A 23,644-nucleotide genomic window follows, 5' to 3' on the forward strand; every position below is an offset into this window, starting at 1 on the left:
TTGTGACCCTTCGTCTCCTTTGTGGTTAAAAATTATCTCCGGCTCTCCGTGAGTCTCCCCTCGCGCACCGCTATCCTCTCGATATGCGCCAGAAGTGCCTTTGCCGTCACAAGGAACGCCACCGAAAGCACCGCAAGGATCAATATCTCCATCTGCACGGTCATAAAGCCGAACTGAAACCCTGTGGGGAAGACCAGTTGACGCATCGCATCCATGCCGAGCGTGAGCGGAATGACCGAGGCTCCCGCCGCCACCCAGAACGGCAGCGACTTGATCGGGAAGTAAAACCCCGAAGCGAGAAAGATCGGTTCCTGCGCCAGGTTCGCCACATGCCAGGCTTCGCGTCCGAACAACAGGAACGCCGAAGCCATCATCATGCCCATGCCGTACAACGCCACCATCGCCAGCATGAAAACAAGGAACAACTGGAGATAACTCACCACGCTGAACGTGATATCGAACATCCAGATTCCGAGCAGGGTCACGGCCACGGCGCGCAGGCAGGTTGCCAGCATCCCGCCCAGCGCCATCCCGAGCAGGATCGCCATCATCGAATTCGGCGCGATGATGTACAAGGCAAGATTTCCCTGCTCCTTCTCCCAATACAACTGGCTGGACATGCTCCACAGCACATTCATCCAGAACGCCGTCATCGCGCCGCCCATCACCACGAAACCGATGTATTCCTCCGGCGCGTTCATGGCGCGATAAACGAACACATATGCGATCACCGCCAGCATCGGCATCACCACTTCGAACAGCATCCACGAGACCTCGCGCTGCTGACCGATGAGCCGCGGATACGCGCGTGCGATGATCGTTTTCAGGAACAACCGCCAGCCAGTGTCCTTGTGAGTGTATTTGCTACTCACTGCGTTCATTCGATTCCTCCTCCGCCATGCTGCGGCCCACGAGATCCACAAAGACATCTTCGAGCGTGGGCTCGCGCTTGCTCAGGCTCATCACTTTCACGTCCTTTAAAGTGAACAGGTTGATGACTCTCGCCAGGGCGGATTCTTCCACCAGACTCAGACTCAACTTTGCGCCGGTCTCCGTCTCGAGGATCGCCGCTTTCGTGACCTCGGGCTGGTCCACCAACATTTGCTGGTTCAACCCGTTGAGCGGACTCGTGTCGATCTCGAACAGCGCGTCTTTCTGAAGCTTCTGCTTCAACACGGACGGTTTGTCGCAAGCCAGCACCTTTCCCTTGTTGATGATGGCGACGCGGTCGCATAACTCTTCGGCTTCCGCCATGTAGTGCGTTGTTAAAAGGAGGGTGCGTTCCTGATCCGCTTTCAACCAGTCGAGAATGAACCTGCGCACATCGCGCATCGCGCCCACATCCAGTCCCAGGGTGGGTTCATCGAGGAAGAGCACTTCGGGGTCGGTCAGGAATCCGCGCACGATGTTCATCTTCTGTCGCAGGCCGGTCGAGAGCTCCGATGATTTCGTATTCATCCTGTCTTTCAACCCGACCATTTCGAGCAGAGCGACGATCCGTTCGTTGGCTTCCTTCGAAGGCACGCCGTAGAACTGCGAAAACATCCACAGATTTTCGCGCACGGTCAAAAGTCCGTAACCCGAAGACTCGCCACCCGAGACCATGTTGATCTTCGGACGCACCGCATCGGGATCGGCGGAGACGTCTGCTCCTGCAACGCGCGCCCAGCCCGAGGTCGGGGAGAGAAGCGTGGTGAGGACTTTGATCAGGGTCGTCTTGCCTGCGCCGTTCGGTCCGAGGAGTCCGAACAGTTCGCCGCGTTTCACCGTTAAAGTCACATCCTGCAAGGCGACAAGTTCCTTGCGCGGTTCCTTCTTGTTGCCGCGCAGTTTGTAGATGCGGCCGAGGTCTTTTGTTTCGATGGCAGGTAAAGAGGACATGGTTCTCCTTAAAAATCTGTAATCTGGTTCGTTGTGTTTGCGTGGGCTGTGCGTAGGGCATCCGTCAAGCGCCCATGGACGATGCGTGTTACATTTGCGGGCGTAACAAATCTCTTCTCCTCCTTTGTAAGAGAGCCAGGGTAAGGCGACCCTGGCTCTCGCACTTTAATGGGTTACCTCGTTCATGCCATTCTGCCTGCACCGCCGTTCGCTGCGCGAAGATGCAGCGCAGCAGGCAGGCGTGAGCGACACACAAAATGTTTGGGGGAGAAAACTAGAAAATCAGTTCTATTTTACTACGATTCGGGTTGTGATGTAAAATCCAGCCCATGGCCGAACACAGACTGCTCACCCTTTCAGACGCGGAGCCCGCGGCACAAGTCATCGCCCGCTCGTTCATGGACGATCCTTTGACCTCGTTCATGCTGCCTTTCAAAAGAACACGGTTAAGTTCCCTGCTTAAATTCTTCCGGGTCTACGCCGAGATCAATATCAAAGCCGGGCGCGGGTTTGGCGTGGGAGATCCGCTTCAAGGTGTTGCGTTTTGGAAATCTCCCGGACAGGATTCGATCTCGATCAGCGTGAAATCGATTGGAAAACTATTGCCGTTGTTGTTCACCATGTATCCAATCGGATATTTCCGCGCCCGCAGGGTCATTGCGCATATCGACGAATTCCACGCGCAGAACGCTCCCGATCCGCATTATTATCTCGATAATCTGGGCGTGCTCCCCGAGTCGCGTGGAAAGGGGCTTTCATCGCAGTTGATCCGCCCGTTCTTGAAGATGGCTGAGGAGCAAAAGGTCGCCGCTTATACCGACACGGTGACAAAATCCAACGTGCCGTATTACGGGCATTTCGGATTCCAGTTGGTGGATGAAAAATTCATCGCAGGCACGGGAATCACCGTCCATGCATTGAAGAAGGCTTTACCATAACCTAATGGCTCTCACTTTCAAAGTGACAGTCACCCCATTTCTAAGGAGCAAATGACTTTATGAGTGAAGAGTACATCCCAAAAAGCGCGATCAGCATCCATGCCCACCCTGACGACCAGGAATTTTCCATTGGCGGGACGCTTGCCAAATGGGCGAAGGCGGGCTGTGACATTATTTCTGTCGTCATCACCAGCGGGGATTCGGGATCGAACGACCCGACGAAGGGCGGCGAATACAAACAGGAATTGGCGCGCCTGCGCGAAGAGGAGCAGCTCGAGGCAAACAAAGTTCTCGGCGTGAAGGAGACGGTTTTTTTACGATATCCCGACGGCGAACTCGAGCCGACGATTCAACTTCGCAAGGAACTCACGCGCATCATCCGCAAATACAAACCGGATGTGGCCTTGATCGGGAATCCCGAAGCCTGGTTCTACGGCAATGAATACGTCAACCATCCCGATCATCGCGCCGCGGCACAAGCCGCCTGTGAAGCGGTTTTTCCATCGGCGGGGACAAGGCTCATTTTCACCGACCTGCTCGAGGCGGGATATGAACCGCACAACGTCAAAAAGTTGTACATCCATGGAACGGAGAAACCCGATACCTGGGTGGACATCTCCGAAACCATCGCCGTCAAGGTGGCGGCTTTGCAAAAACACGCCAGCCAGGTGCCCGTGGATGAGGTGGATAAATGGATGCGCGACTGGGCGAAGGAAGACGCGAAGGACAAGGATTTTGAATACGCCGAGTCGTACCGGGTGATGAAATTCTCGGAGGAAGAGTCGGAACAGTAGTTTTTGTTTTGAAAGATGAAGGCGCAAGACTCAACAGTCTTGCGCCTTTGCTTTTTTGGTTAGTGGTAGCCGTTCTTTTTTAACACTTCTTTCAAGGTCGCGCCCAATCTGGTGATTCCCTCGCGGATCAGGTCTGGCGAGGAATACGAGAAGTTGATGCGCATCGTGTTGTTTCCGCCGCCGTTCGGGTGGAAGGCCGTGCCCGGCACGAACGCCACCTTGCGCTCGATTGCGATCTTCAAGACCTCGGCTGCATCCACGCCTTCGGGCATGATGCCCCACAGGAACATGCCGCCCTGCGGTTTGGTCCAGCGCATTTCGGAGGGGAACATCTCATCCATCATTTCGAGCATCACATCGCGGCGTTCCTTGTATGTGGCGCGGATGACCTTGACATGTTCGTCCAGGAATCCGCCCTTGCCCACTTCATAAGCGACCTGCTGATTGAAACTGGAAGTGTGCAGGTCGGCGGCTTGCTTGGTCATAACCAGTTTCTGAATCACCTTCTGCGGAGCCACCACCCAGGCAAGCCGCAAACCCGGCGCGAGAAGTTTCGAGAAGGTGCTCAGGTAGATGACGTTGCCTGTATATTCATGATCGCCGTCGTTGCGATACTGCGCATCCAGGTAAACGACGGAGGGAAGGTGTTCGCCGTCGTATCTTAATTGACCGTACGGGTCGTCCTCGATGATCGGCACGCCGTACTGGTCTGCCAGCGCGACCAAGCGCCTGCGGCGTTCGAGGCTGAGAGTCGAGCCGGAGGGATTCTGAAAATTCGGGAGCACGTAGATGAATTTCGGTCCGACCCGAAGCGCGGCTTCCAAATCATCCACGATCATCCCGTCCTTATCCGCCGGGACGGAGATATATTGCGCCCCGTACGCGTTCCATGCCTGCAAAGCTCCCAGATATGTCGGCGATTCCACCACGATGAAATCGCCGCGGTTGATGAATAACCTGCCGAGAAAATCGAGCGCCTGCTGGGAACCGGAAGTGATCAGGATGTTATCCGGGTTCACCGAAACCTTGTAGCGTTCGGTATGCCGGGCGATCATCTCTCGCAGCGGGCGGTAGCCCTCGGTGGTGCTGTATTGCAAAGCCTGCGCGCCGTGTTCCGTCAGCACGCGGTTGCACGCTTCCTGAAATTCCTTCACCGGAAAAACCTCCGGCGCGGGCAGTCCGCCGCCGAACGAAATGATATCGGGCTGTTCGGTCAGTTTCAGCAACTCGCGGATGACCGAACTTCCCATTTTTTGCATACGGTGGGCGAAGCGATATTCCCAGGGTGTCTGCATTCTTTCTCCTTGAATTTATTTGTGTAAGGCGCATACTCTTGTGCGCCTGCCGGCGTATGGGGACGCCGACTACGCTTTTTGGTGGAGAGATAAAAAAAACCTGACAGGTACGCGGGTACCCATCAGGTCGGCTGATTCAAGGCATGAGCATGCCGATGCGTCGTATTGCCAGGAATCCATTCATGGCATACCTATCTTACCCACTTTTCGCGAAGGATGCAACTGACTTTCGTCCGTTGTAATTGGATTGATAACCCGAAGATCGACGCCCGCCTCCTCCCCGGACCCGGCGCTGATCCAGCGCTTCAGGCTTATCCCAACACTGCAATGACCATCACCCCCGCAAACACGATCACCGAGCCGATCACTCTCAATTCGCCCATTTGTTCCTTCAATAACTGCCAGCCGAGGAACGCCCCGATCACCGCGCTGACCTCGCGAATCGCGCCCGAATACCCGAGCGGAGCGAAGGTATAAGCGAACAACGCCAGCATATAAGCGACCAGCCCGAGGACGCCGCCCACGAACAGATAATTTCTGTTCCGCTTCCAAACACGCGTGAATGAGTCCCAGCCGTAGTGGTAGGCAATGTAGGGCGTCGTCACGAACGGGACCATGACGAACATGGAGAGCCCGTACGGCAGAGCCGGTCCGCTTTTGACGGCTTTGCCGTCGATGAAGGTATAAAGCGAAATGACCAGCGCCACCGTCAGCGCGGTCAGGACTCCTTTCAGGTGGATCTTCTCCCCTTTGCTTTGCAGTAACGCCGTCGCGCCGATGACCATCATCCCGATCGTGATCATCGCCAGCCCGATGTATCCGGCGACGGTCAATCTTTCCTGTAAAAAGACCGCTGTCCACACCACCAGCAGGGCGGGAGCTGCTCCGCGCGCGATGGGATACACCAGGGAAAAATCGTGGTCGCTGTAGGCAATGCAAAGCAGGATGAAATAGACGGCTTCCAGCAGCATGCTGATGACGGCAAAGAGCCACATCTCGCGCGGAGGCAGACCGGAGTAGAACATCACCCCCAATGCGAGGATCCCGCTCAGGATGGTCTGCCATCCCATCGCGGCGTATTTCTCCTCCGCGCTTTTGAGCAGGAAGTTCCATATCGCGTGCATGGTGGCGGACAAAAAAAGCAGGAGCAGTGCTAGGGTGGGCATGCGCGCGAGTATAACGGAAAATCCCAAAGTTGCTGATATACTTTAACCGTTTAGGTGTGATATTGGAGTTATTACCTCGATTTTTTACAAACTTGATAGCAAAACTCTTTCCTCGTTTTCTCGGAGAGGATGAATCTATGACTCTAAATTTTGAAGGGTTTATAAAAGATGTACAGTATAGAGCCTACCTGACTGAAGAATTGCCAGAGTATAACTTTAAGAACTTTGATATTAATGCCGTTGAAACTTCCGGAAAAGTGATACTTCCACATGGCGAATTTGCTTTTTCAAAGTGGGTTTCGCCAAAAAGAACACGAAGTTATCCATTTGAGAGACTTTACAACACTTACAATTCACCCATGAGACTCACAGTCATTCCAATTCTCAAAGATGAGGGTCTGGATGGCGATTTGGATAGAATCCAATATTCCACTGTGTCATGGATGAATTTGCTGAATGTCTACATAGTTTTGGCTTATTATGATCGCGCGGTAAAGAATAACAGACCTTTGCAAATTAAAAAGAACAAGATTACCAATCAGGAATTTAATGTCAGAACAGTAAATGATCAGATAATAAAACTAAGTAAATACAAACAAAGCGCCCTTCACTGGAATCGAACATTGATTGAAGATAGCTTTGTAGATATTTACAAAACAGCTCTTGATAGTTACGAAAAGATATCTAAAATGATAGGTGTTCGAATGCATGATCGAGGCGTTCAGGAACAATATCTCGCAACTGTTATGAGGGATTTCCTGAATTTTAGAGATAGATCGCTCCGTGGCTCCAAGGGAGCATCGCTCCGGGAAACTCAAACTTCTCACGGTTTAGAGTATTTGTCGGATGGAATAAAAGCTACGTTTAAAATAGAAAATTACCTTGGCGGGACTTACTATTTGACCGCTGACGAAGTTGTACAAGAAGGTGATGTTTTCGTAATTCAAGAATCAAAAAATTCGACAAGAGGTTTTTTACCCGGACTTTCGGATATAAAGGATGGATTATTCAAATTGATTTTATATTCAAACTTGCACTCCTTAGAACTAGAGTCTGTCCCTGTGAAGTTTCGTTCCCGTCTTAAATTAACAGGAAAAAAGGTAAAAGGAATATTATCAATGCCATGCACTGTAAACGAAATTGAGGATTTTTTGGCTCTTAATATAGGGGGATGTACAGATAGAGAAATTGAGATTATAAGAAGGATGAATCAAGAATCTTCAAACAACCAAAAACTTGAAATTCTTATTTCTTCCAACAAATAATGAGCTTAATAAAAAGTCCACTTCGCTACCCTGGCGGCAAATCTCGTGCTATCGAGAAAATGAAATACCTCATCCCGAAGGATTTTGAGGAGTATCGCGAACCGTTTGTCGGCGGAGCATCTTTCTTTGTTTATCTAAAACAGAAATTTCCGAAAGTAAAATTCTGGATCAATGATCTAAATGCAGAGTTGTATTATTTTTGGAAAGCGGTTCAAATTGATTCAGAGAAACTGGCAAAAGAGGTCGCGAAAATAAAAAGTGAAAGAATCAAAGGGCAGGAATTGTTTGACGAGTTAGTAAATGTAGATGTCAACCGTATAACAGAACTAGAACGTGGCGTTCGTTTTTTTGTGCTAAACAGGATAACCTTTTCCGGTGTCGTTGAAGCTGGTGGCTATTCCGAACTTGCTTTTGTGGGCAGGTTTACTGATACCTCTATCGAAAGATTAGCAAACTTGGGAAAAATCATGGATGGGGTGAAAATCACCAACTTGGATTATCGCGAAGTTCTTGTAGGCGGCTCAAAAACGGTATTTACTTTCCTGGATCCACCCTATTTCAAAGCGACAAAATCTAAATTGTATGGAAAGAACGGTGTCCTTCATACTGGATTCAACCATGATGAATTTGCTGGTGCAATGGAATCTTGCCAGCATTCATGGCTTATTACATATGATGATTCTCCAGAAATCAGGAAGAATTTTGAATTTGCCAATATCTACGAATGGGAATTACAATATGGGATGAACAATTACAAGCAGGGGAAAGCAGATAAAGGGAATGAATTATTTATTTCCAATTATTCTCTTCCTATAAAGTCAAATACCAAGACGCCAAGGAGCGATGATAAAATAAAACAACTATCTCTCTTATGAGGTTATGTGGTATCTGTATTGAATTTTGGGGCGACCTATTGGAAGAGAGAGTTTTCTAGAAAATATTTCAGGCTTGCCGCGTTTCCCTTTGATGAAAAACCTTGTATATTTGGATCCTCGAAAAAGATTTCTGAACCTGCTGCGAGACCATTCGGTCGCAACGAACGCTCCCTCGGGGTGACATCACGGTCTAAATTTCAAGAAAGATACTTTTGCCGAACTCTTGGTAAACGGAAAGCAATACCCCTCCCCACAAAACCGGTGACATTTATCCATAATAGAAGGTGACTTCATTTCTGTCCCCTTAAAATGGCGCATGGTAAGATGTAAACAACTTATTGTTAGGAGGCGTTCATGCGCAAACTGATTCCGCTGCTTTTGATGGGAGCGTTTTTGGCGCTCCCAATTTCCGCGTCCGCGCAGGGTGAGGCGGCGCTCTCCGTCGTCAACGTGCAATTATGGCCCGAATACGACCAGCCCAGCATGCTCGTGATCGTGGACTTCCAACCCGCGGCGGAGACGTCCCTGCCCGTTACGCTCGACTTCCGCATCCCCGCCGACGCGAACCTGATCGCAGTCGCTTCCGACGCGGGGGGCGGGCGCTTCATGGACTTTCCCTTTGCCGGTCCGGCCGCGGAGGGTGAATATCAAACCTTCAGCATGCTCGTTGAACAGAACATGCCGTACCGCTTTGAGTATTACCAGCCCCTTTCCTTTAATGGGGACGAGCGCCTCTTTTCCTACCTGTGGGATAACGGCTACGCGGTGGGATCATTCCAGTATTTCCTCCTCGAGCCGCTGGATGCGACCAGGGTCGAGCTCGACCCCAAACATGCATCCGTGATCACAAGCCAGGGATTGAACTACTACGAAGGCGCTCCAATTCAACTTACCTCGGACGAGCAATTCGTCCTGACCGTGAAATACCAAAAGACGACCGATACCCTTGTCTCACAGGCGCAAAGTGTGCAGATCGCCGAACCGGTCAATGAAAATACACCCGGGCGCATGTCGCTGGCGAACAGCCTGCCTTACATCATCGGCGGGCTGGGAGTCATCATGATCTTGGGCGGGCTGATGTACTACTTCCAATGGGGGCGCAGTTCGAGGTCGAAACCGCGCCGCCGCCATTCGCAAACCGAAGCGGGCGAAGACTCCACCGGTGTGTACTGTCCGCAATGCGGGACGCGCGCCAAACCCAACGACCGTTTCTGCCGTACCTGCGGGACCCGTCTCCGCCGCGAGGAATGAACCAGGACCCCAAAGGGTTATGAAACCTTTGGGGTCTATTCTTGGAATCATGGACACTACGCCGCTTGTCGTCATCTACTTCTTCTACGGGCTTGCCTTCTTCAGCATGGGCCTGCTCGTGGCAATGGAAGGCGGGCGTTCCACCGATGCGCGCCTGCGCATGGCTCTGCGTCCACTGGCGGGATTCGGCCTCGTCCACGCGGCGCACGAATGGCTCGAGATGTTCAAACTCATGGGGCATTTCAGCCCGCTTCTCGAAGATATTTATCCGCTGTTCGCGCTCTCCATCCTTGCGTTCTCGTTCCTGTCCCTGGCTGCCTTCGGCGCCTATCTCGTCCTCGGCAGTGAATCCACCTGGCGGGTCAGTCTCATCATCCCCTTGGGGTTGGAGGCGGTCTGGGTCTATGGTCTGCTGGTCTTCAAAAGCAGGTACGGCTCGGATGTGATCTACACCGTCGCCGATGTCTGGACGCGTTACGCGATCGCCATCCCGGCGGGTTTGCTTGCGGCAGCGGGGCTGATCGTCCAACAGCGCGCGTTTCGGCGCGCCGGTCTGGTCAGTTTTGGGCGCGACAGTCTGTGGGCTTCGGTGGCGTTCGTATGGTACAGCCTTGTGGGCCAGCTTTTCACTGCGCCAAGCCCGCTCCCTCCCTCTACATTCTTAAATTCGGAACTCTTCGGGGCAACTTTCGGTTTCTCGATTCAACTGCTCCGCGCGGTGGCGGCGGTCTTTGCTTCCATCTTCGTCATCCGTTTTCTGCGCGCCTTCCAGGTCGAGAGCGACAGCAAGATCGCCGAACTGCAGGCGGCCCGGCTGCACGAATCCCAACAGCGCGAACAACTGCGCGCCGAACTTTTTCGCCGCGTCGTGGGCGCGCAGGAGGCGGAACGCCAGCGCATCGCCCGCGACCTGCACGACGAGACCGGTCAATCGCTGACAGCCGTCGGCATGGGGTTAAAAAGCCTTTCGGTGGAGACTGACTCGAAAAAGCGGAACTCGACCCTGACCCAGCTCCAATCCCTGACCTCGGACTCCATCCGAGAATTGCAGCGCATCATCTCGGACCTCAGGCCCGCGCACCTCGACGACCTGGGCTTGTCTGCCACGTTGAGGTGGTACGCTTCGCGCATCCACGAGTTGACGTCCATCCACGTTCGGGTCGATATCGAAGGCGACGAACCCGCGCTCGATGACGCCGTCAAGATCACCATCTTCCGCATCGTGCAGGAGGCGTTGAACAACGTCATCAAACATGCCGGGGCGACCGTCATCAACGTCAAGATCCATTATTTGTCCGCCGAGGTCCGCATCCACGTCTTCGATAACGGAGTCGGCTTCGATATGAAAGCCGTGCAAAGCCGCATCGGCCGCGTCTCACTGGGGCTGGCCGGCATGGAGGAACGCGCCGCATTGCTCGGCGGCGGCGTCACTGTCTCATCGCGCCCCGGTTACGGGACAGAGGTCGAGGCGGTGGTACCCGTTATAAAAAGTGAGGCTGTATGACGATCCGTTTATTGCTGGTGGACGATCACGCTGTGGTGCGCACCGGCTTGAAAATGTTATTGAGCGGGCAGGAGGATGTGGAGATCGTCGGCGAGGCGGGCTCCGCGGCAGAAGCCCTGGCGGAAACTGAACGCGTCCAGCCCGGCGTCATCCTGATGGACATCGGCTTACCGGACAAAACCGGCATCGAAGCCACGCGCGAGATCAAAGCCAAATTCCTAAATGTGAACATCGTGGCGTTGACCATCCACGAGGACGAGGAATATTTCTTCCAGATGTTGAATGCCGGGGCTTCAGGTTATGTGCCGAAACGCGCCGCGCCTGAAGAGTTGATCACAGCCATCCGCGCGGCGGCGAACGGGGAAGTGTACCTGTATCCCTCGCTGGCGAAACTGTTGGTGCGCGATTACCTCAATGCCGACCGCCCCTCGGAGGAAAAGATCGATCTCGGCGGCTTGACCGAGCGCGAACACGAAGTTTTCACGATGCTGGCGGAAGGCGCGAGCAACCAGGAGATCGCCGAGTCCCTCGTCATCAGCCCCAAGACGGTGGAACGCCACCGCGAGAACATCATGCGCAAGTTGAACCTGCACTCGCGCTCCGAACTCGTCCGTTATGCCATTCGCAAGGGGATTATTAAAGCGTAGGTAAGCGTAATCGGCGTTCTCTTACGCCGACGGGGAGGTTAGGGGACGTTAGAGAACGTGCCCTACGCATACAACCATCTCCACGCAGCAAGCCCGCCGAAGATGATCAGGACCAGCAAAACGCCGGTCATCACCTCGCGGGATTCGCGTTCGTCGTGCAGGGAAAATTCAGGCGGGATTCCCATCAGGATCCATTTCGGCCCGGCAAACCAGGCGAAGATCGCGCCGCCGAACAGGCCGCCGATATGCCCCCATGTGTCGATGTTGGGCGCCAGCCCCAGGAATAGATTTATGGCGATGATGAAGACGGCATTGCTGATCGCCGCGCGCGCATGCGAGCCGAACAACTCCCGGTTCTGGTAAAAGAAGATGGCTTCGGCGGCGATCAAGCCGAAAACGGCTGTGGATGCGCCCACGGACCATCCCTGCGTGAAGAGATAGGAAAGCACGTTGCCCGAAAACGCCCCCAGAAAATACAACAGAAGAAACCGTCCGTGCCCGAATTGCCGCTCAAGAAGATTGCCAATGGAGAACAGGGCATACATGTTGAAGAAGATATGCATGAGCGAGCCATGCAAAAAGACGGGTGTGATCAGGCGCCAAACCTGCCCTGAGTCTATGGCTTCGCTGATGCGCGCGCCAAGAAGGGTGACGATATCGGTGCCGTAACTTGTGTCGCCCATCAACGCTGCGCTGAGCATTTGCAGAACGTAAACGAAAACAGTGAACCCGATCAGGATGTATGTGGCCGTCGGCGGCAGAGACGGCATGCGCACGTATGCAGGTCCCCGGGTTGGGGTCGGCTCGGGAACGGGATCGGGTTCCGGGTCCGGAAAAGAGGCGGGCAGGCGGCTCACAAGGTCACCTTGCGATGGTGCACCTTCAAATGTTCGGCTGCGATCACGGCGCGGACTTTTTCCACCGTGTCGTCGAGGTGAAAATCATGGTTGATGATCACGTAATCGAAGGCGTCGAGCCGCAGAAGTTCCTTGCGGGCGGTGGCAATGCGCAGGGCGAGCGCGTCGGCCGATTCGGTCTTGCGTTCGCGCAGGCGGCGTTCGAGTTCCTCTTCGCTTTCGCAGGTGATGAAGATCAACAGCGCTTCGGGCGCGAGTTTGCGGACGGTTTCGGCGCCCTGCACATCGACGCGCATGACGACATCCTTGCCGCTCGCAAAGGCGCTTCGCACCTGATCCTTTGGAATGCCTTTGTAATCGCCATAGACGATGGCGTATTCGATCAATTCGTTCGCTTCGATCATCCGGGCGAATTCCTCCTTGGTGACGAAGAAATAATCCAGGCCATTGACCTCGTTCTCGCGCCGCTCGCGGGTGGTGGCGGTGACAACGAAATGAAAGGGAAATTCGCGTTCCTTCATGCGTTGAACGATGGAATCCTTCCCGACCCCGGAGGGTCCGGAAATGACGATCAGCAATGGATTGGGCTTGCGGAGATCGAATTCAGACATGCGGGCAATTGTACCAAACAGGAATAATCGAAAAAGACCTGACAGGTTTTTGAAACCTGTCAGGTCTCCATATGATTCGGTTAAAATAACCGCATGCCAACTTATGACTTTGTCTGCAATTCCTGCCAGAAACGTTTTGATGTCTTCCTAACTTTTGCCGAATACGGCAAAACGCCCGTCCATTGCGCCCACTGCAACAGCACGGATGTACGCCGCCGCATGACGAAGGTCCGCATTGCCAAAACGGAGGAGGGGCGGCTCGAATCGATGGCGGACGATTTTTCCGGCATCGAAGGTTTGGAGGATGACCCCAGGGCTTTGGGACGCATGATGAAGAAAATGGGAAGGGAAATGGGCGAAGACCTGCCGGCCGAGTTCGACGAGGTGGTGAACCGGCTCGAATCCGGGCAAAGCCCCGGGGAGATCGAATCAGCCATGCCGGACCTCGGCTCAGGGGACGATTCTGGGGAATAAAACTGTTCCCGCCGTATAATTTCACTAAATTCATCCAAATTGTTGTGACTTTTGTCACTTCAGGGTTGGCGCAAATTAACTAGTCATTAATCCTGTGCTTAATTAGAATTCCCCATATCTGCTGAAAAATGCCAAAGCAGTCATCTTTCCCTTATAAGGAGGCGTTATCCGACTAACTGTCATTTAGCTTCCATCAAGTTTGACCCAAGGAGAATGATAATGAATCTAAAGAAATTTCTTATATTGCTCGGTGTTTTGGTGGTCGTCGGCGCAGTATTAGCCGCTTGTGGCGGCACCCCGACCGAAGCAACAGCCGAAGCGACGGAGGAAGCCGCCGTAGTTCCGGTTCCCGATACCCCATACCTGGCTGAATGGCAGGGCTCCGGTCACGCTGATGTGGCGAGCGAACCTTTCCGTCACTGGGATGATGCGGCCGAAAATCCTGATGGAGTCCCCACTTTCTGCGCCAAGTGCCACAGCACTGCCGGGTATCAGGACTTCCTCGGTTTGGACGGCTCCGAAGCCGGTAAAGTGGATGCGAACGTTCCTGCCGCCGATGCTCAAGGCGTGCAGTGCGTGGCTTGCCACAATGCCGGGACCATCTCGAAGACCACCGTTGTGTTTCCATCCGGAGTAGAGATCACCGCTGGTGACGATGTCCGCTGTATGGAATGTCACCAGGGACGCGAGTCCAAGGTCAGTGTGGACGCGCAGATCGAAAAATTCGCTGCCACCGATGCAGATGCCACGGTCGCTCCGATCAAGGATGATCAAGGCAATGACGTTTTCTTTGGCTTTAGAAACGTTCACTACTATGCTGCGGCCGCCACGCTCTACGGTGGTATGACTCACGGCGGGTACGAATACGACGGCAAAACCTACGATGCGAAGAACACCCATGTCGAAGGTTTCGCCTCCTGCACCGGCTGTCACGATCCGCATACCCTTGAAGTCAAGGTGGAGCAGTGCGCTTTCTGTCACGAAGACGTCGCTACTGTGGACGATCTAAAGAACATCCGCATGGTCTCCTCCAACCCTGATTACGATGGCGACGGCGACAATGAAGAAGGCATGTATTTTGAGATCGAGGGTTTGCAGGCGAACTTGTTTGCCGAGATACAAAAGTATGCCGCCGATAAAGTTGGCACCGCGATTCTGTACGATTCGGCTTCCTACCCCTATTGGTTCACAGATACCAATGGAAACGGCACTGCGGATGAAGGTGAAGTTGCCTTCCCGAACGCCTACTCCACCTGGACGCCGCGCTTGCTGAAAGCCGCATACAACTATCAGGTTTCCCTCAAGGATCCCGGCGCATTTGCGCATGGCAACAAGTACATCGTCCAATTGCTCTTCGACTCAATCGAGGATCTTGGCGGTGATGTGAGCACTCTTGCCCGCACCGATGCCGGCCACTTTGCTGGCGACACCATGCCCTTCCGCGATTGGGACCTGACCGAAGATGGCGAACCCAACTACATCGTTCCGTTTGGCTGTGTGAAATGCCACACCGCTGAAGGCATCCCCACCTTCCTCAAAGCGGGCGGTTCAGTGGTTGTGACCGGCACCGGCACCACCGTGACCACTGGTTTAACCAACATGCCTTCCAGCAACGGCTTCCTGTGCTCCACCTGCCATAACGAAGAAGCCTGGCCCGAACGCTACTCGGTCGCCTCTGTTACATTCCCCTCCGGCAAGACGGTCAGCCTCGGGGGCAAGGATGCCGATGGTAAGTTCATCGCAGATGACGCCAACCTTTGTATCCTATGCCACATGGGACGCGAATCCACCACCAGCATGAACAATGCCCTGCGCGGCAAGGATGCTGATGCGGTTGACCCGGGTGTTCGCTTCAAGAACATCCACTACTTCGCGGCTGGCGCTACTCTCTTCGGCGGCGACACCCTCGGCGCTTATCAATACGAAGGCAAGACCTATGTGGGTCAGAACATGCATGCCGATCCGGCTGGCAAAGCCAACAAATGCACCGACTGTCACGATGTCCATGCGCTCGAGCCGAAGGTTGAATCCTGCGAAACCTGCCACGGCACCACCAATCCCGAAGAGATCCGCGAAACTGAGGTGGATTATGACGGTGACGGCGATGTGACCGAAGGCATCAAGGGTGAACTCGATACCCTCGCCGAAGCCCTCTTTGCCCAGATGCAGTCCTACGCAGAAGCCAACGGCGGGGCGATCACGTACGATAGTCAGGCCTACCCGTACTTCTTCGGCGCGGATGGCAAGCAATACGCCACTTGGACACCCCGCCTAGTCAAAGCGGCCTTCAACTATCAATACAGCCAGAAGGACCCCGGCGCTTTCGTTCACAATCCGAAATACGTCATCCAGATCCTGATCGACTCGATCGAAGACTTGGGTGGTGATGTGAGCAAGTACACCCGACCGGAAGTTCCCGCTCAATAAACCAACCCCGCAAGAAAAATGGCGGACGCAGTAATGCGCCCGCCATTCTCTTTAACGCCTTATTAATCATACAAAAACAGTGATATTTATTACTTCATGTGTCTGACATCCCCTCGTAGAATTGGGGCAATTCCCCCATGACAGAAATTGGGAATATAATATTGAAATTGTCCAATTTTATAAACAAGGAGAAAGTGATGCTTCATCGGATACGGCTTCGCACGCCTCACATCCAGGCCCTAAGCCTGATTCTCGGCTTCGGTTTTCTTGCTTTCGCCGTGGCACTGTTCGCTTCGCCCGCCCTGGCATCTCCCGCTTCCCAGCCTGCCTTACAGGAGGATAAACCCGGGAACGATTTTTGTCTCGCCTGCCACCAGGAGGAGGGACTTGATAAAACCTTCGGCAATGAATCGCTTCCGGTCACCATCAACCCCACCGAATTCGGCTTCTCCGTTCACAGCGAAGAGGGCATTGGCTGTGTGGACTGCCATACCAATATCAGCGACTATCCCCATCCCGGTGTAAATGTAAAAAACACCCGCGACTACACCTTGAACTATCTTGAAACCTGCAAGGAATGTCACGAGGAACAATACGACAAGACTCACAACAGCGTGCATCAAACCGCTTTCGATGAAGGCAATAAGAACGCTGCCGTCTGCATGGATTGTCACAACCCGCACACGCAGAGGCGCCTGACAGGCAAGACGAGCGGCGAACTCACCCCGTCTGCGCGCCTGGAGATCCCTGCGATCTGCGCACAATGCCATGCCGATGTTTACGATATCTATAAGACAAGCGTGCATGGAAAGGCGCTTACAGAGGAAAACAACACCGACGTTCCGACATGCATCGACTGCCATGGCGTGCATGACATCCAATCGCCCGAAACCGTCACTTTCCGCAACAGCACGCCCTTCCTGTGCGCCAAATGCCACACCGACCCAGCCATCATGTCGAAGTACGGCATTTCAACGAATGTGCTCAACTCGTACGTATCGGATTTTCATGGCGCAACGGTAAAACTCTTCGAGGAACAATTCCCCGACCAGCCCACCAATAAACCGGTCTGCACCGACTGCCACGGCTTGCATGATATTTCGAAGGTGGATAACCCCGAGACCGGCATTGCCATGCAGGAAAACCTGCTCGTCAAATGCCAGCGCTGCCATCCCGATGCCACGGCCAATTTCCCCGCCTCCTGGATGAGCCACTACGAACCCAGCCCCGAGAATTATCCCATCGTCTATTACGTCAACCTCTTTTATAAATTCTTCATCCCGGCGGTGCTGGGCGGCATGATCCTCTTCATCCTGACCGATATTTACCGCCGCATCGTCAACCGCGTGAAAGGAGTCAAGCACGCATGAACAAGGTCACCCAAACCTACCTGCGCTTCCCGCTCGCGCGCCGCATCGAACATTGGGTCATGATGCTTTCGTTCACCATTCTCGGCATGACCGGGCTTGCACAGCGCTTTCCCGATGCAGGACTTTCGAAAGCCATCCTCAACTTATTCGGCGGCATCGAATCCCTGCGAACCATTCATCATGCCGCCGCCATCGTCATGATGTTCGGCACCGCCTGGCACATCCTCGTCATGGGCTACAGCGTCTTCGTTTTGCGGGATAAGATGTCGATGCTGCCCACTTTGCAGGATGCCAAAGACGGCTTGCAGGCATTGCTCTACAACCTTGGCTTTGCCAAGACCTACCCACAGATGGGGCGCTATACCTTCGAAGAAAAGATGGAATATTGGGCATTCGTGTGGGGCGCGATTGTCATGGGCTTGACGGGTTTTATGATGTGGAATCCCATTACGGCAACCCAATACCTGCCCGGTGAATTTGTCCCGGCCGCAAAAGCCGCGCACGGGAACGAAGCGGTTCTGGCTGTGCTGGCGATCATTATCTGGCACATGTACGGTGTGCATATCAAACGTTTCAACAAAGCCATGTTCAACGGTCAGATCCACGAGGCGGATATGCTCCACGAGCATCCGCTCGAGCTCGCGGATATCAAAGCAGGCATCGCCGACCGCCGTCCCGATGCGAAGACCATCCGCAAACGCCAGATGATCTATTACCCGATTGCGGCGGTATTGACGATCGCCATGCTGGGTGGCATTTACGGGTTCATCAATGCCGAACAGACAGCATTGACCACCATCCCGCCGATCGCAGAGACTTCAACACCAGAAGGCACGACAACACCCTGATTCATCGAGACCGGATGCGCCGAAGAAACAAGGTAAATCCGGTCTTTTTATTCCAGACCATTCCCAATGTTGGAGGCCATCATGAAATTGCGTGAACGACTCCGTAAGTTTTTCTTTCCCGCCCCGGACTCGAAATTGTGGATTTTACTGCTCCCGTATGTCACGATCTTTGTTTTCGTGCTGGCGGCTGTTTTTGGGGGCATCCATACCTGGGAATATACGAATTCACCCACGTTTTGCGGAACAGCCTGTCATACCATGCCGCCGCAGGATACCGTCTACAAGGAATCGCCGCATTCGAATGTAACCTGTGAAGAATGCCATATCGGGCGCGCGTCCTTCTGGGACCAGGCATCGCGAAAGACCCAGGGACTCAAAGAGACCTATTACCAGATCTTCAAACTCTATGAATATCCCATCCGCGCCAAAGCCCTGCGCCCCGCGCTGGAAACCTGCGAGAAATGTCACCGTCCTGAGACGTTTGCCGATGACAGCCTGCGCCGGATATTCCAATTTGCCGACGATCGCGAGAACACCGCCTCGAGCATCTATCTCATCATGAAAACCGGCGGAGGGGATGCGCGCACGGGAAACGCCCGTGGCATTCACTGGCATATCGCCAGCAAGGTTTTATATTATTCGGATGATGAATTGAGCCAGACAATTCCCTATGTCCGCGTCTATAACCAGGACGGGACCTACACGGAATATACCGACGTGGAATCCGGTTTTGACTCTGCAGGCATCGATGAAAGCCAGCTCAAGCAGATGGACTGTGTGACCTGTCACAACCGTGTGACTCATGATTTCCAATCCCCGGTAAAGTCGGTGGATGAATCCATAGCAGGTGGCTTGATCGATCCCGCCATTCCGCTGATTCACGCCAAGGCGGTGCAGGTCCTTTCCGCCAAATATGCCTCGCGTGACGAGGCGATGAGAGCCATTGCGGACATCGAAGAGGATTACAAACGAAACCTGTTCGATTATTACAGCCAAAATGGGAGTAAGGTCAAAGCCGCAGTCGCAGAGATACAAGCGATCTATGACCGTACCGTCTTCCACGACCAGGAGATCGATTGGACAACCTACCCGAACAACCTCGGTCATTTCGATGCGCCGGGTTGTTTTCGCTGTCATGACGGGAAACATTTGAACGAGAATCAAGAGGCGGTCCGCCTCGAGTGCAATATCTGTCACGCCATCCCGGTGGTGGCTGGGGCGGACGATTTCGTGACCAACATCGAGATCAGCAATGGACCCGAGCCCGAGTCTCACTTTAACCCGAATTGGATCGCGATGCACAACCAGGCGATCGGTCCATCCTGCGCGAACTGCCACAGCATGAAAGATCCCGGGGGCGTGAGCAACACATCGTTCTGTTCCAACAGCGCCTGTCACGGGAATGTCTTCACATTTGCCGGTTTCGATGCGCCCGCTTTGAGGGAGATCATCAAGAATCAACTCCCGCCGCCGGAACCGGAGTTGGAAGTGCCGACATTGGTGGGCGATCCGACCTTCGACAATTACATCGGCATTTTGTTCGCAGTGAAATGCACAGGCTGCCACACGGAAGGCGATGCGGCTCCCGAAGGGCTCGACCTCTCCACCTACTCCGCTGCAATGCGCGGCAGCGATACCGGACCCGTCATCCTGTCGGGAAATGCTGAGAACAGTCTGTTGATCCAGGTGCAGTCGGAGGACCACTTCACAAACTTCACGGCGGAAGAATTGGAGAACGTGATTCAATGGATCAATAACGGGACACCGGAGAATTAAACCGCAAACGCAAAACGAAAAAAAGAGTCGCCCAAACGGGCGACTCTTTTCAATTACCGATTACCTTTACTAATCCCCAGCCACAACCTCGCCTGCTTTAACCATCACAGGTTCATGCTCCTCGCTGACCAATCGGTGATCCACAATACGAAGGTACTTCACGCCGACGGAGAATGCGAGCAAGCCGAAGGCGATGATGCCCAGCCCAGCCGCCCATTCCACAAGGGATGGCGTATAGGTGGTGTACTGCACGGCCATATCACCGGGGATGTATGGGATGACTGCAAGGAAGCCGACGATGTTCGTGTCGAAACGAAAGGCAACCACGCCGCCCACGATCATGGCGAAGGCGAGCATCCGCCACAGCGGAGCCTGACGCAGGGGTTTGTAGAGCAGGATGATGGTCGGTAGAAGCGCGCCGAAGAGCATCTCCCCGAACCAGAAGTTGAACGAGAGTTGTCCCTTGGTGAGGATCTCAAAGGCTTCGGTACGTCCCGGTTCGTAGGTGTAGGTTTGGGCGAGCCAGTCCCAGAAGCGCCAGTACAGGTAGCCGATCATCATGTAGCCAAGGACCTGGGAGGCGCGTTCGATGAGCATGTCGTTGATGCGGGCTTTGGAGGTCAGTCGCGCCGCAAGCATGGAAGCCAGCAGGGTGAGCGAAACCCCGCCGAGGATGGCGGTGAACATGAACAGCACCGACATTTCAGGGCGGTACCAGATCGGGCGGGCTTTGATGACGCCATACACCGCGCCCAGCGAAGATTGATGCAGGCTCGAGAGCGCCAGACCGAAGATCGCCAGCACGGGAGCATAATGATGCATATGTTCCATCTTTGCGGCAAGTTTTGGATACTTGTTGCGCAGCCAGTCGAAGGATGCGAAGATGGGCATGACCTCCAACAGCAGGACGGTAAAGTACAGGAGGACGCACATGGTCACTTCCCAGAGCAGGGAATGTGTGTTCCAAAAGACGAAGGATTTCCAGAACCGGTCGGGGCGTCCGATGTCGAGGAGCAGAGCCATCATCGCCATGCTGTAGCCGGTGAAGCCGATGAAGGTTGCGGTGCGGGCGAGCGGCTCATAGCGCTTCAACCCGAAGAGATACACGATCGCGCACAGGCTGAAGGCACCCGCCGCCAACGCGATGGCGGAGAGGTCGATCGTGATCCACAAGCCCCACGGGACGAGGTCGGTCAGGTTGGTGATGACCAGCCCTTTCCAAAAGACTGCGATTCCGGCAATGAGCGCCGAGAACAGGAACAGTCCCAAAATGGCGAGCCATAATCCCCAGGGGGTAAAGATGTTTTCGCGGATGGTTTTGATGATGGTCTTCATGTCAGCCTTCCGTAATGACGTTATCTTTCACGGGCAGGTAATACACACGCGGTTTGGTCCCAAGGTTTTCGCGCAGGCGGTAGGACGGATTCTCGCGCAGAGCCTGGCTGACCTTCGAGTTCGGGTCGTTTAGATCCCCGAAGATGCGCGCGCCGGTCGGACAGATGACCACACACGCAGGGGTTGCGGCGGGATCTTCACCGGGCACGAGTCCCAATTCAAGTCCGCGGTCGATGCGCTGGTAGCAGAAGGAGCATTTCTCCGGCACACCGCGCGGGCGGCGTTCCACTTCAGGGTCGCCCCATTCCGGCACATAGGGATTCTCGCCCTCGAAGGATTCCCAGTTGAAGACGCGCGCATCGTACGGGCAGGCCACCTGGCAGTAACGGCAGCCGATGCATTTTTCGTAATCCATCATCACGATGCCGTCGTCGCGGTAGTAACTCGCTCCCACCGGGCAGACTTCGACGCAGGGCGCGTTTTCGCACTGCATACAGGGGCGTGGCACATACACCTGGTTCCCCTTCACAGTGCCGTCTTTCAGAACCTTGTTCCATCTCATCGCCGGGTTGATGTCGTTATTGGCGTTGCATGCCAGGCTGCATTGTTCGCATCCGGTGCATTTGGACTGGTCGATGACCATTACCCACTGGTGCTTCCCTTTTTCGCCTCCCGAGGCTTGCACTTCCTCGATGAGTCTCGCTCCGGCGGCGGCAGCCAGCCCGACCGCGGAAAGTTTGATGAAATCGCGTCGGTTGAATTTATTTTGAGTCATGGCGCACCTCAGCCGATCTCTTCAAGACAAGGCGGTATCCGCGTTCCAGCCAGGGAGACAACAACATACCTGCGGCGATGCCGATCAGGGCAGTGATGCCTGCATACCCGAGCGGAGAAACAGGCGCCGGTTCCGGCATGACGGGAGCCTGGTCGACGGACGCAGCCGCTTCCTGGGTGGAAGTGGGTACTGCGGCAATGGCGGCATCCTGTGTGGACGCTGCTTCACCGTCGGCATGCATTTGCTCGGCATGGCAGGAAGCGCAGGACTGAATGCTGGCTTTGAAGGAGTGATCCGCTACCATATGCACAGCCGCATCCCTTTCCACATGTTCAAGGTGGCAATCGATGCAGGTGACGCCCTGTTTGCTATGCACGGAATACGGGAAGTTCATGCTCGCCTCTTCGTGACAACTGATGCACAATTGCGAAGCGTCCTGTACAGATTGCTCCTTTATGTTCACCGTCAACTTCAGCGAAGCGTTGTGAGGGTCATGGCAGGTCGTGCAGTCCATGCCGGTTGCGTAATGGGTGCTTTCCTCCCATTGCTCCTGGCCAAAACGCGCGTCGGTATGGCAGGTCCCGCAGGTCCCGCCGGTCACGTCCACGCTCATGGCCGTCTTGGGATGGTCGCCGCCTTCATCCACATGGCAGGCGATGCAGGAAACGCCGTCCTCGAGCCAGGTGCCCGTAGCTTCATCGTAACCGGTCACATGACAGGAAAGACAGGCGCCGGGCTTGCCCTGGTCCGTCCAGGCATTGACGAAGATCGGATCCTCCGTCGCCTTGCCGTGCGGACCGTTCAACCATCTCATTTCGAATTCCTCATGGCAGTCGGCGCAGGTCTCCTCCTCATCCGAAGGCGGAGGCGTCACGTCCTGTGCGGATGCGGCGAGGATCGAAATCCCCGCCAACAGCAGGGCGGTCATGAGGGCAATGATGATCTTTTCGAAACGTGAAAACATTGTTGCATCTCCTTGTTATACGTGAGCCTTCGATTGTTTGAGCGCCGGGGCGGGCGCATCGAGGAACACCTCGCAGTCGAGGCAGGCTTCACGCAGATATCCGTTCGGAAGGCGGTGGATCTGCCAGCATGGCTTGCCGCTGGCAGCAACGCGGGTTTTGACCTCTTCGATGGGCAGGCCCTGCTCCATCCAGCACGGCTCTTCATCGCGGATCAAAAGGCTGCGTTCTTCCTCCGCTTGCCTTTGCCAGCGCAAATCGAGCCTTCGCAGTCCGTATACCAGCAGGGCGGTCACCAGCAAAGGTAGGACAAGCCTGACGAACAAACCGAGCAATAGGGCGAAAATCGAGTTGGTGTCCATATCAGCCTCATTTCAGCCAGTAGTGTGATTCTTTACGCCGGAGCCACTCGCCCAGCAAAAGCAAAACGCCGAATGGAATGACGAGACGAGCCGCAAAGTACACGATGAAAAATTCAGTACCGTTCATGGCAAACTCCTTTCCTGATCTTTCGCCCTTAGGATAGCCCTTGATTAAAGGAAAGTAAATTCGTGCCTATCCCCATTTCGACATGGACGCTCCCCGCATCTTTT

General features: G+C 54.3%; 22 protein-coding genes. 12 read left to right on the forward strand and 10 right to left on the reverse strand.

Features of this window, described 5'->3' with window-relative positions:
* Positions 1-32: 32 nt before the first annotated feature.
* Complete coding sequence (locus HS100_08050) at positions 33-881, reverse strand: ABC transporter permease (protein ID MBE7433855.1); 849 nt, start codon at positions 879-881, stop codon at positions 33-35.
* A complete protein-coding gene (locus HS100_08055) occupies positions 865-1,881 on the reverse strand; it encodes an ABC transporter ATP-binding protein (GenBank protein MBE7433856.1) in 1,017 nt (338 codons plus the stop codon). The genes HS100_08050 and HS100_08055 overlap by 17 nt, the downstream gene beginning before the upstream one ends.
* A gap of 329 nt (positions 1,882-2,210) precedes the next feature.
* Between HS100_08055 and HS100_08060 the strand changes: the two genes are divergently transcribed.
* Entirely contained in the window at positions 2,211-2,819 is a 609-nt protein-coding gene (locus HS100_08060; protein MBE7433857.1) for a GNAT family N-acetyltransferase, read from the forward strand.
* A gap of 59 nt (positions 2,820-2,878) precedes the next feature.
* Positions 2,879-3,613 carry a PIG-L family deacetylase gene (locus HS100_08065; GenBank protein ID MBE7433858.1) on the forward strand — a complete coding sequence of 245 codons (735 nt, stop codon included), beginning with the start codon at positions 2,879-2,881 and terminating at the stop codon, positions 3,611-3,613.
* Between the two features lie 59 nt (positions 3,614-3,672).
* Here HS100_08065 and HS100_08070 read toward each other — a convergent pair whose 3' ends face one another.
* Both HS100_08070 and HS100_08075 read right to left on the reverse strand, forming a co-directional pair.
* Complete coding sequence (locus HS100_08070) at positions 3,673-4,908, reverse strand: PLP-dependent aminotransferase family protein (GenBank protein MBE7433859.1); 1,236 nt, start codon at positions 4,906-4,908, stop codon at positions 3,673-3,675.
* A gap of 311 nt (positions 4,909-5,219) precedes the next feature.
* The gene (locus tag HS100_08075) at positions 5,220-6,074 is read right to left on the reverse strand and encodes an EamA family transporter (protein ID MBE7433860.1); all 855 of its coding nucleotides are present in this window, start codon (positions 6,072-6,074) and stop codon (positions 5,220-5,222) included.
* A 137-nt stretch (positions 6,075-6,211) separates the two neighbouring features.
* Here HS100_08075 and HS100_08080 point away from each other — a divergent pair, with 137 nt between their 5' ends.
* The 5 genes from HS100_08080 to HS100_08100 all read left to right on the forward strand — a co-directional run bounded on the left by HS100_08080 (position 6,212) and on the right by HS100_08100 (position 11,616).
* Positions 6,212-7,339: a hypothetical protein gene (locus tag HS100_08080; GenBank protein ID MBE7433861.1), complete on the forward strand. Its 1,128-nt coding sequence runs from the start codon at positions 6,212-6,214 to the stop codon at positions 7,337-7,339.
* Positions 7,339-8,214, forward strand: a complete 876-nt coding sequence (locus HS100_08085) for a DNA adenine methylase (protein ID MBE7433862.1) — start codon at positions 7,339-7,341, stop codon at positions 8,212-8,214. Before HS100_08080 ends, HS100_08085 begins: the two co-directional genes overlap by 1 nt.
* A gap of 354 nt (positions 8,215-8,568) precedes the next feature.
* Positions 8,569-9,465 carry a zinc ribbon domain-containing protein gene (locus HS100_08090; protein ID MBE7433863.1) on the forward strand — a complete coding sequence of 299 codons (897 nt, stop codon included), beginning with the start codon at positions 8,569-8,571 and terminating at the stop codon, positions 9,463-9,465.
* Between the two features lie 49 nt (positions 9,466-9,514).
* The gene (locus HS100_08095) at positions 9,515-10,969 is read left to right on the forward strand and encodes a sensor histidine kinase (protein MBE7433864.1); all 1,455 of its coding nucleotides are present in this window, start codon (positions 9,515-9,517) and stop codon (positions 10,967-10,969) included.
* Positions 10,966-11,616 carry a response regulator transcription factor gene (locus HS100_08100; protein MBE7433865.1) on the forward strand — a complete coding sequence of 217 codons (651 nt, stop codon included), beginning with the start codon at positions 10,966-10,968 and terminating at the stop codon, positions 11,614-11,616. The genes HS100_08095 and HS100_08100 overlap by 4 nt, the downstream gene beginning before the upstream one ends.
* A gap of 62 nt (positions 11,617-11,678) precedes the next feature.
* Here HS100_08100 and HS100_08105 read toward each other — a convergent pair whose 3' ends face one another.
* Both HS100_08105 and HS100_08110 read right to left on the reverse strand, forming a co-directional pair.
* Positions 11,679-12,473 (reverse strand): rhomboid family intramembrane serine protease, encoded by a 795-nt coding sequence (locus HS100_08105; protein MBE7433866.1) that lies wholly within the window; start codon positions 12,471-12,473, stop codon positions 11,679-11,681.
* The gene (locus tag HS100_08110; GenBank protein ID MBE7433867.1) at positions 12,470-13,084 is read right to left on the reverse strand and encodes a guanylate kinase; all 615 of its coding nucleotides are present in this window, start codon (positions 13,082-13,084) and stop codon (positions 12,470-12,472) included. The genes HS100_08105 and HS100_08110 overlap by 4 nt, the downstream gene beginning before the upstream one ends.
* Before the next feature lie 93 nt (positions 13,085-13,177).
* On the opposite strand from HS100_08110, the gene HS100_08115 reads away from it, so the two are divergent.
* From HS100_08115 to HS100_08135, 5 genes are all read left to right on the forward strand, one after another.
* Positions 13,178-13,558 (forward strand): zinc ribbon domain-containing protein, encoded by a 381-nt coding sequence (locus HS100_08115; GenBank protein MBE7433868.1) that lies wholly within the window; start codon positions 13,178-13,180, stop codon positions 13,556-13,558.
* A gap of 219 nt (positions 13,559-13,777) precedes the next feature.
* Entirely contained in the window at positions 13,778-15,985 is a 2,208-nt protein-coding gene (locus HS100_08120; protein ID MBE7433869.1) for a hypothetical protein, read from the forward strand.
* Positions 15,986-16,182: 197 nt separating this feature from the next.
* The gene (locus tag HS100_08125) at positions 16,183-17,355 is read left to right on the forward strand and encodes a cytochrome c3 family protein (protein MBE7433870.1); all 1,173 of its coding nucleotides are present in this window, start codon (positions 16,183-16,185) and stop codon (positions 17,353-17,355) included.
* Complete coding sequence (locus HS100_08130) at positions 17,352-18,203, forward strand: cytochrome b/b6 domain-containing protein (GenBank protein ID MBE7433871.1); 852 nt, start codon at positions 17,352-17,354, stop codon at positions 18,201-18,203. The genes HS100_08125 and HS100_08130 overlap by 4 nt, the downstream gene beginning before the upstream one ends.
* Positions 18,204-18,284: 81 nt before the next feature.
* Positions 18,285-19,979, forward strand: coding sequence for a NapC/NirT family cytochrome c (locus HS100_08135; GenBank protein MBE7433872.1), 1,695 nt, complete (start codon positions 18,285-18,287; stop codon positions 19,977-19,979).
* 69 nt (positions 19,980-20,048) lie between these two features.
* Here HS100_08135 and nrfD read toward each other — a convergent pair whose 3' ends face one another.
* Genes nrfD through HS100_08155 form a run of 4 tightly spaced genes read right to left on the reverse strand, consistent with a single transcriptional unit; the run spans position 20,049 to position 23,413 of the window.
* Positions 20,049-21,314, reverse strand: coding sequence for a polysulfide reductase NrfD (gene nrfD, locus HS100_08140; GenBank protein MBE7433873.1), 1,266 nt, complete (start codon positions 21,312-21,314; stop codon positions 20,049-20,051).
* 1 nt (position 21,315) lies between these two features.
* A complete protein-coding gene (locus tag HS100_08145; protein ID MBE7433874.1) occupies positions 21,316-22,089 on the reverse strand; it encodes a 4Fe-4S dicluster domain-containing protein in 774 nt (257 codons plus the stop codon).
* Positions 22,076-23,053, reverse strand: coding sequence for an ammonia-forming cytochrome c nitrite reductase subunit c552 (locus tag HS100_08150; GenBank protein ID MBE7433875.1), 978 nt, complete (start codon positions 23,051-23,053; stop codon positions 22,076-22,078). Before HS100_08150 ends, HS100_08145 begins: the two co-directional genes overlap by 14 nt.
* A gap of 15 nt (positions 23,054-23,068) precedes the next feature.
* Entirely contained in the window at positions 23,069-23,413 is a 345-nt protein-coding gene (locus HS100_08155) for a hypothetical protein (GenBank protein MBE7433876.1), read from the reverse strand.
* Between the last annotated feature and the right edge of the window lie 231 nt (positions 23,414-23,644).

The sequence above is a fragment of the Anaerolineales bacterium genome, assembly GCA_015075725.1.
Classification (GTDB): domain Bacteria; phylum Chloroflexota; class Anaerolineae; order Anaerolineales; family Villigracilaceae; genus Villigracilis.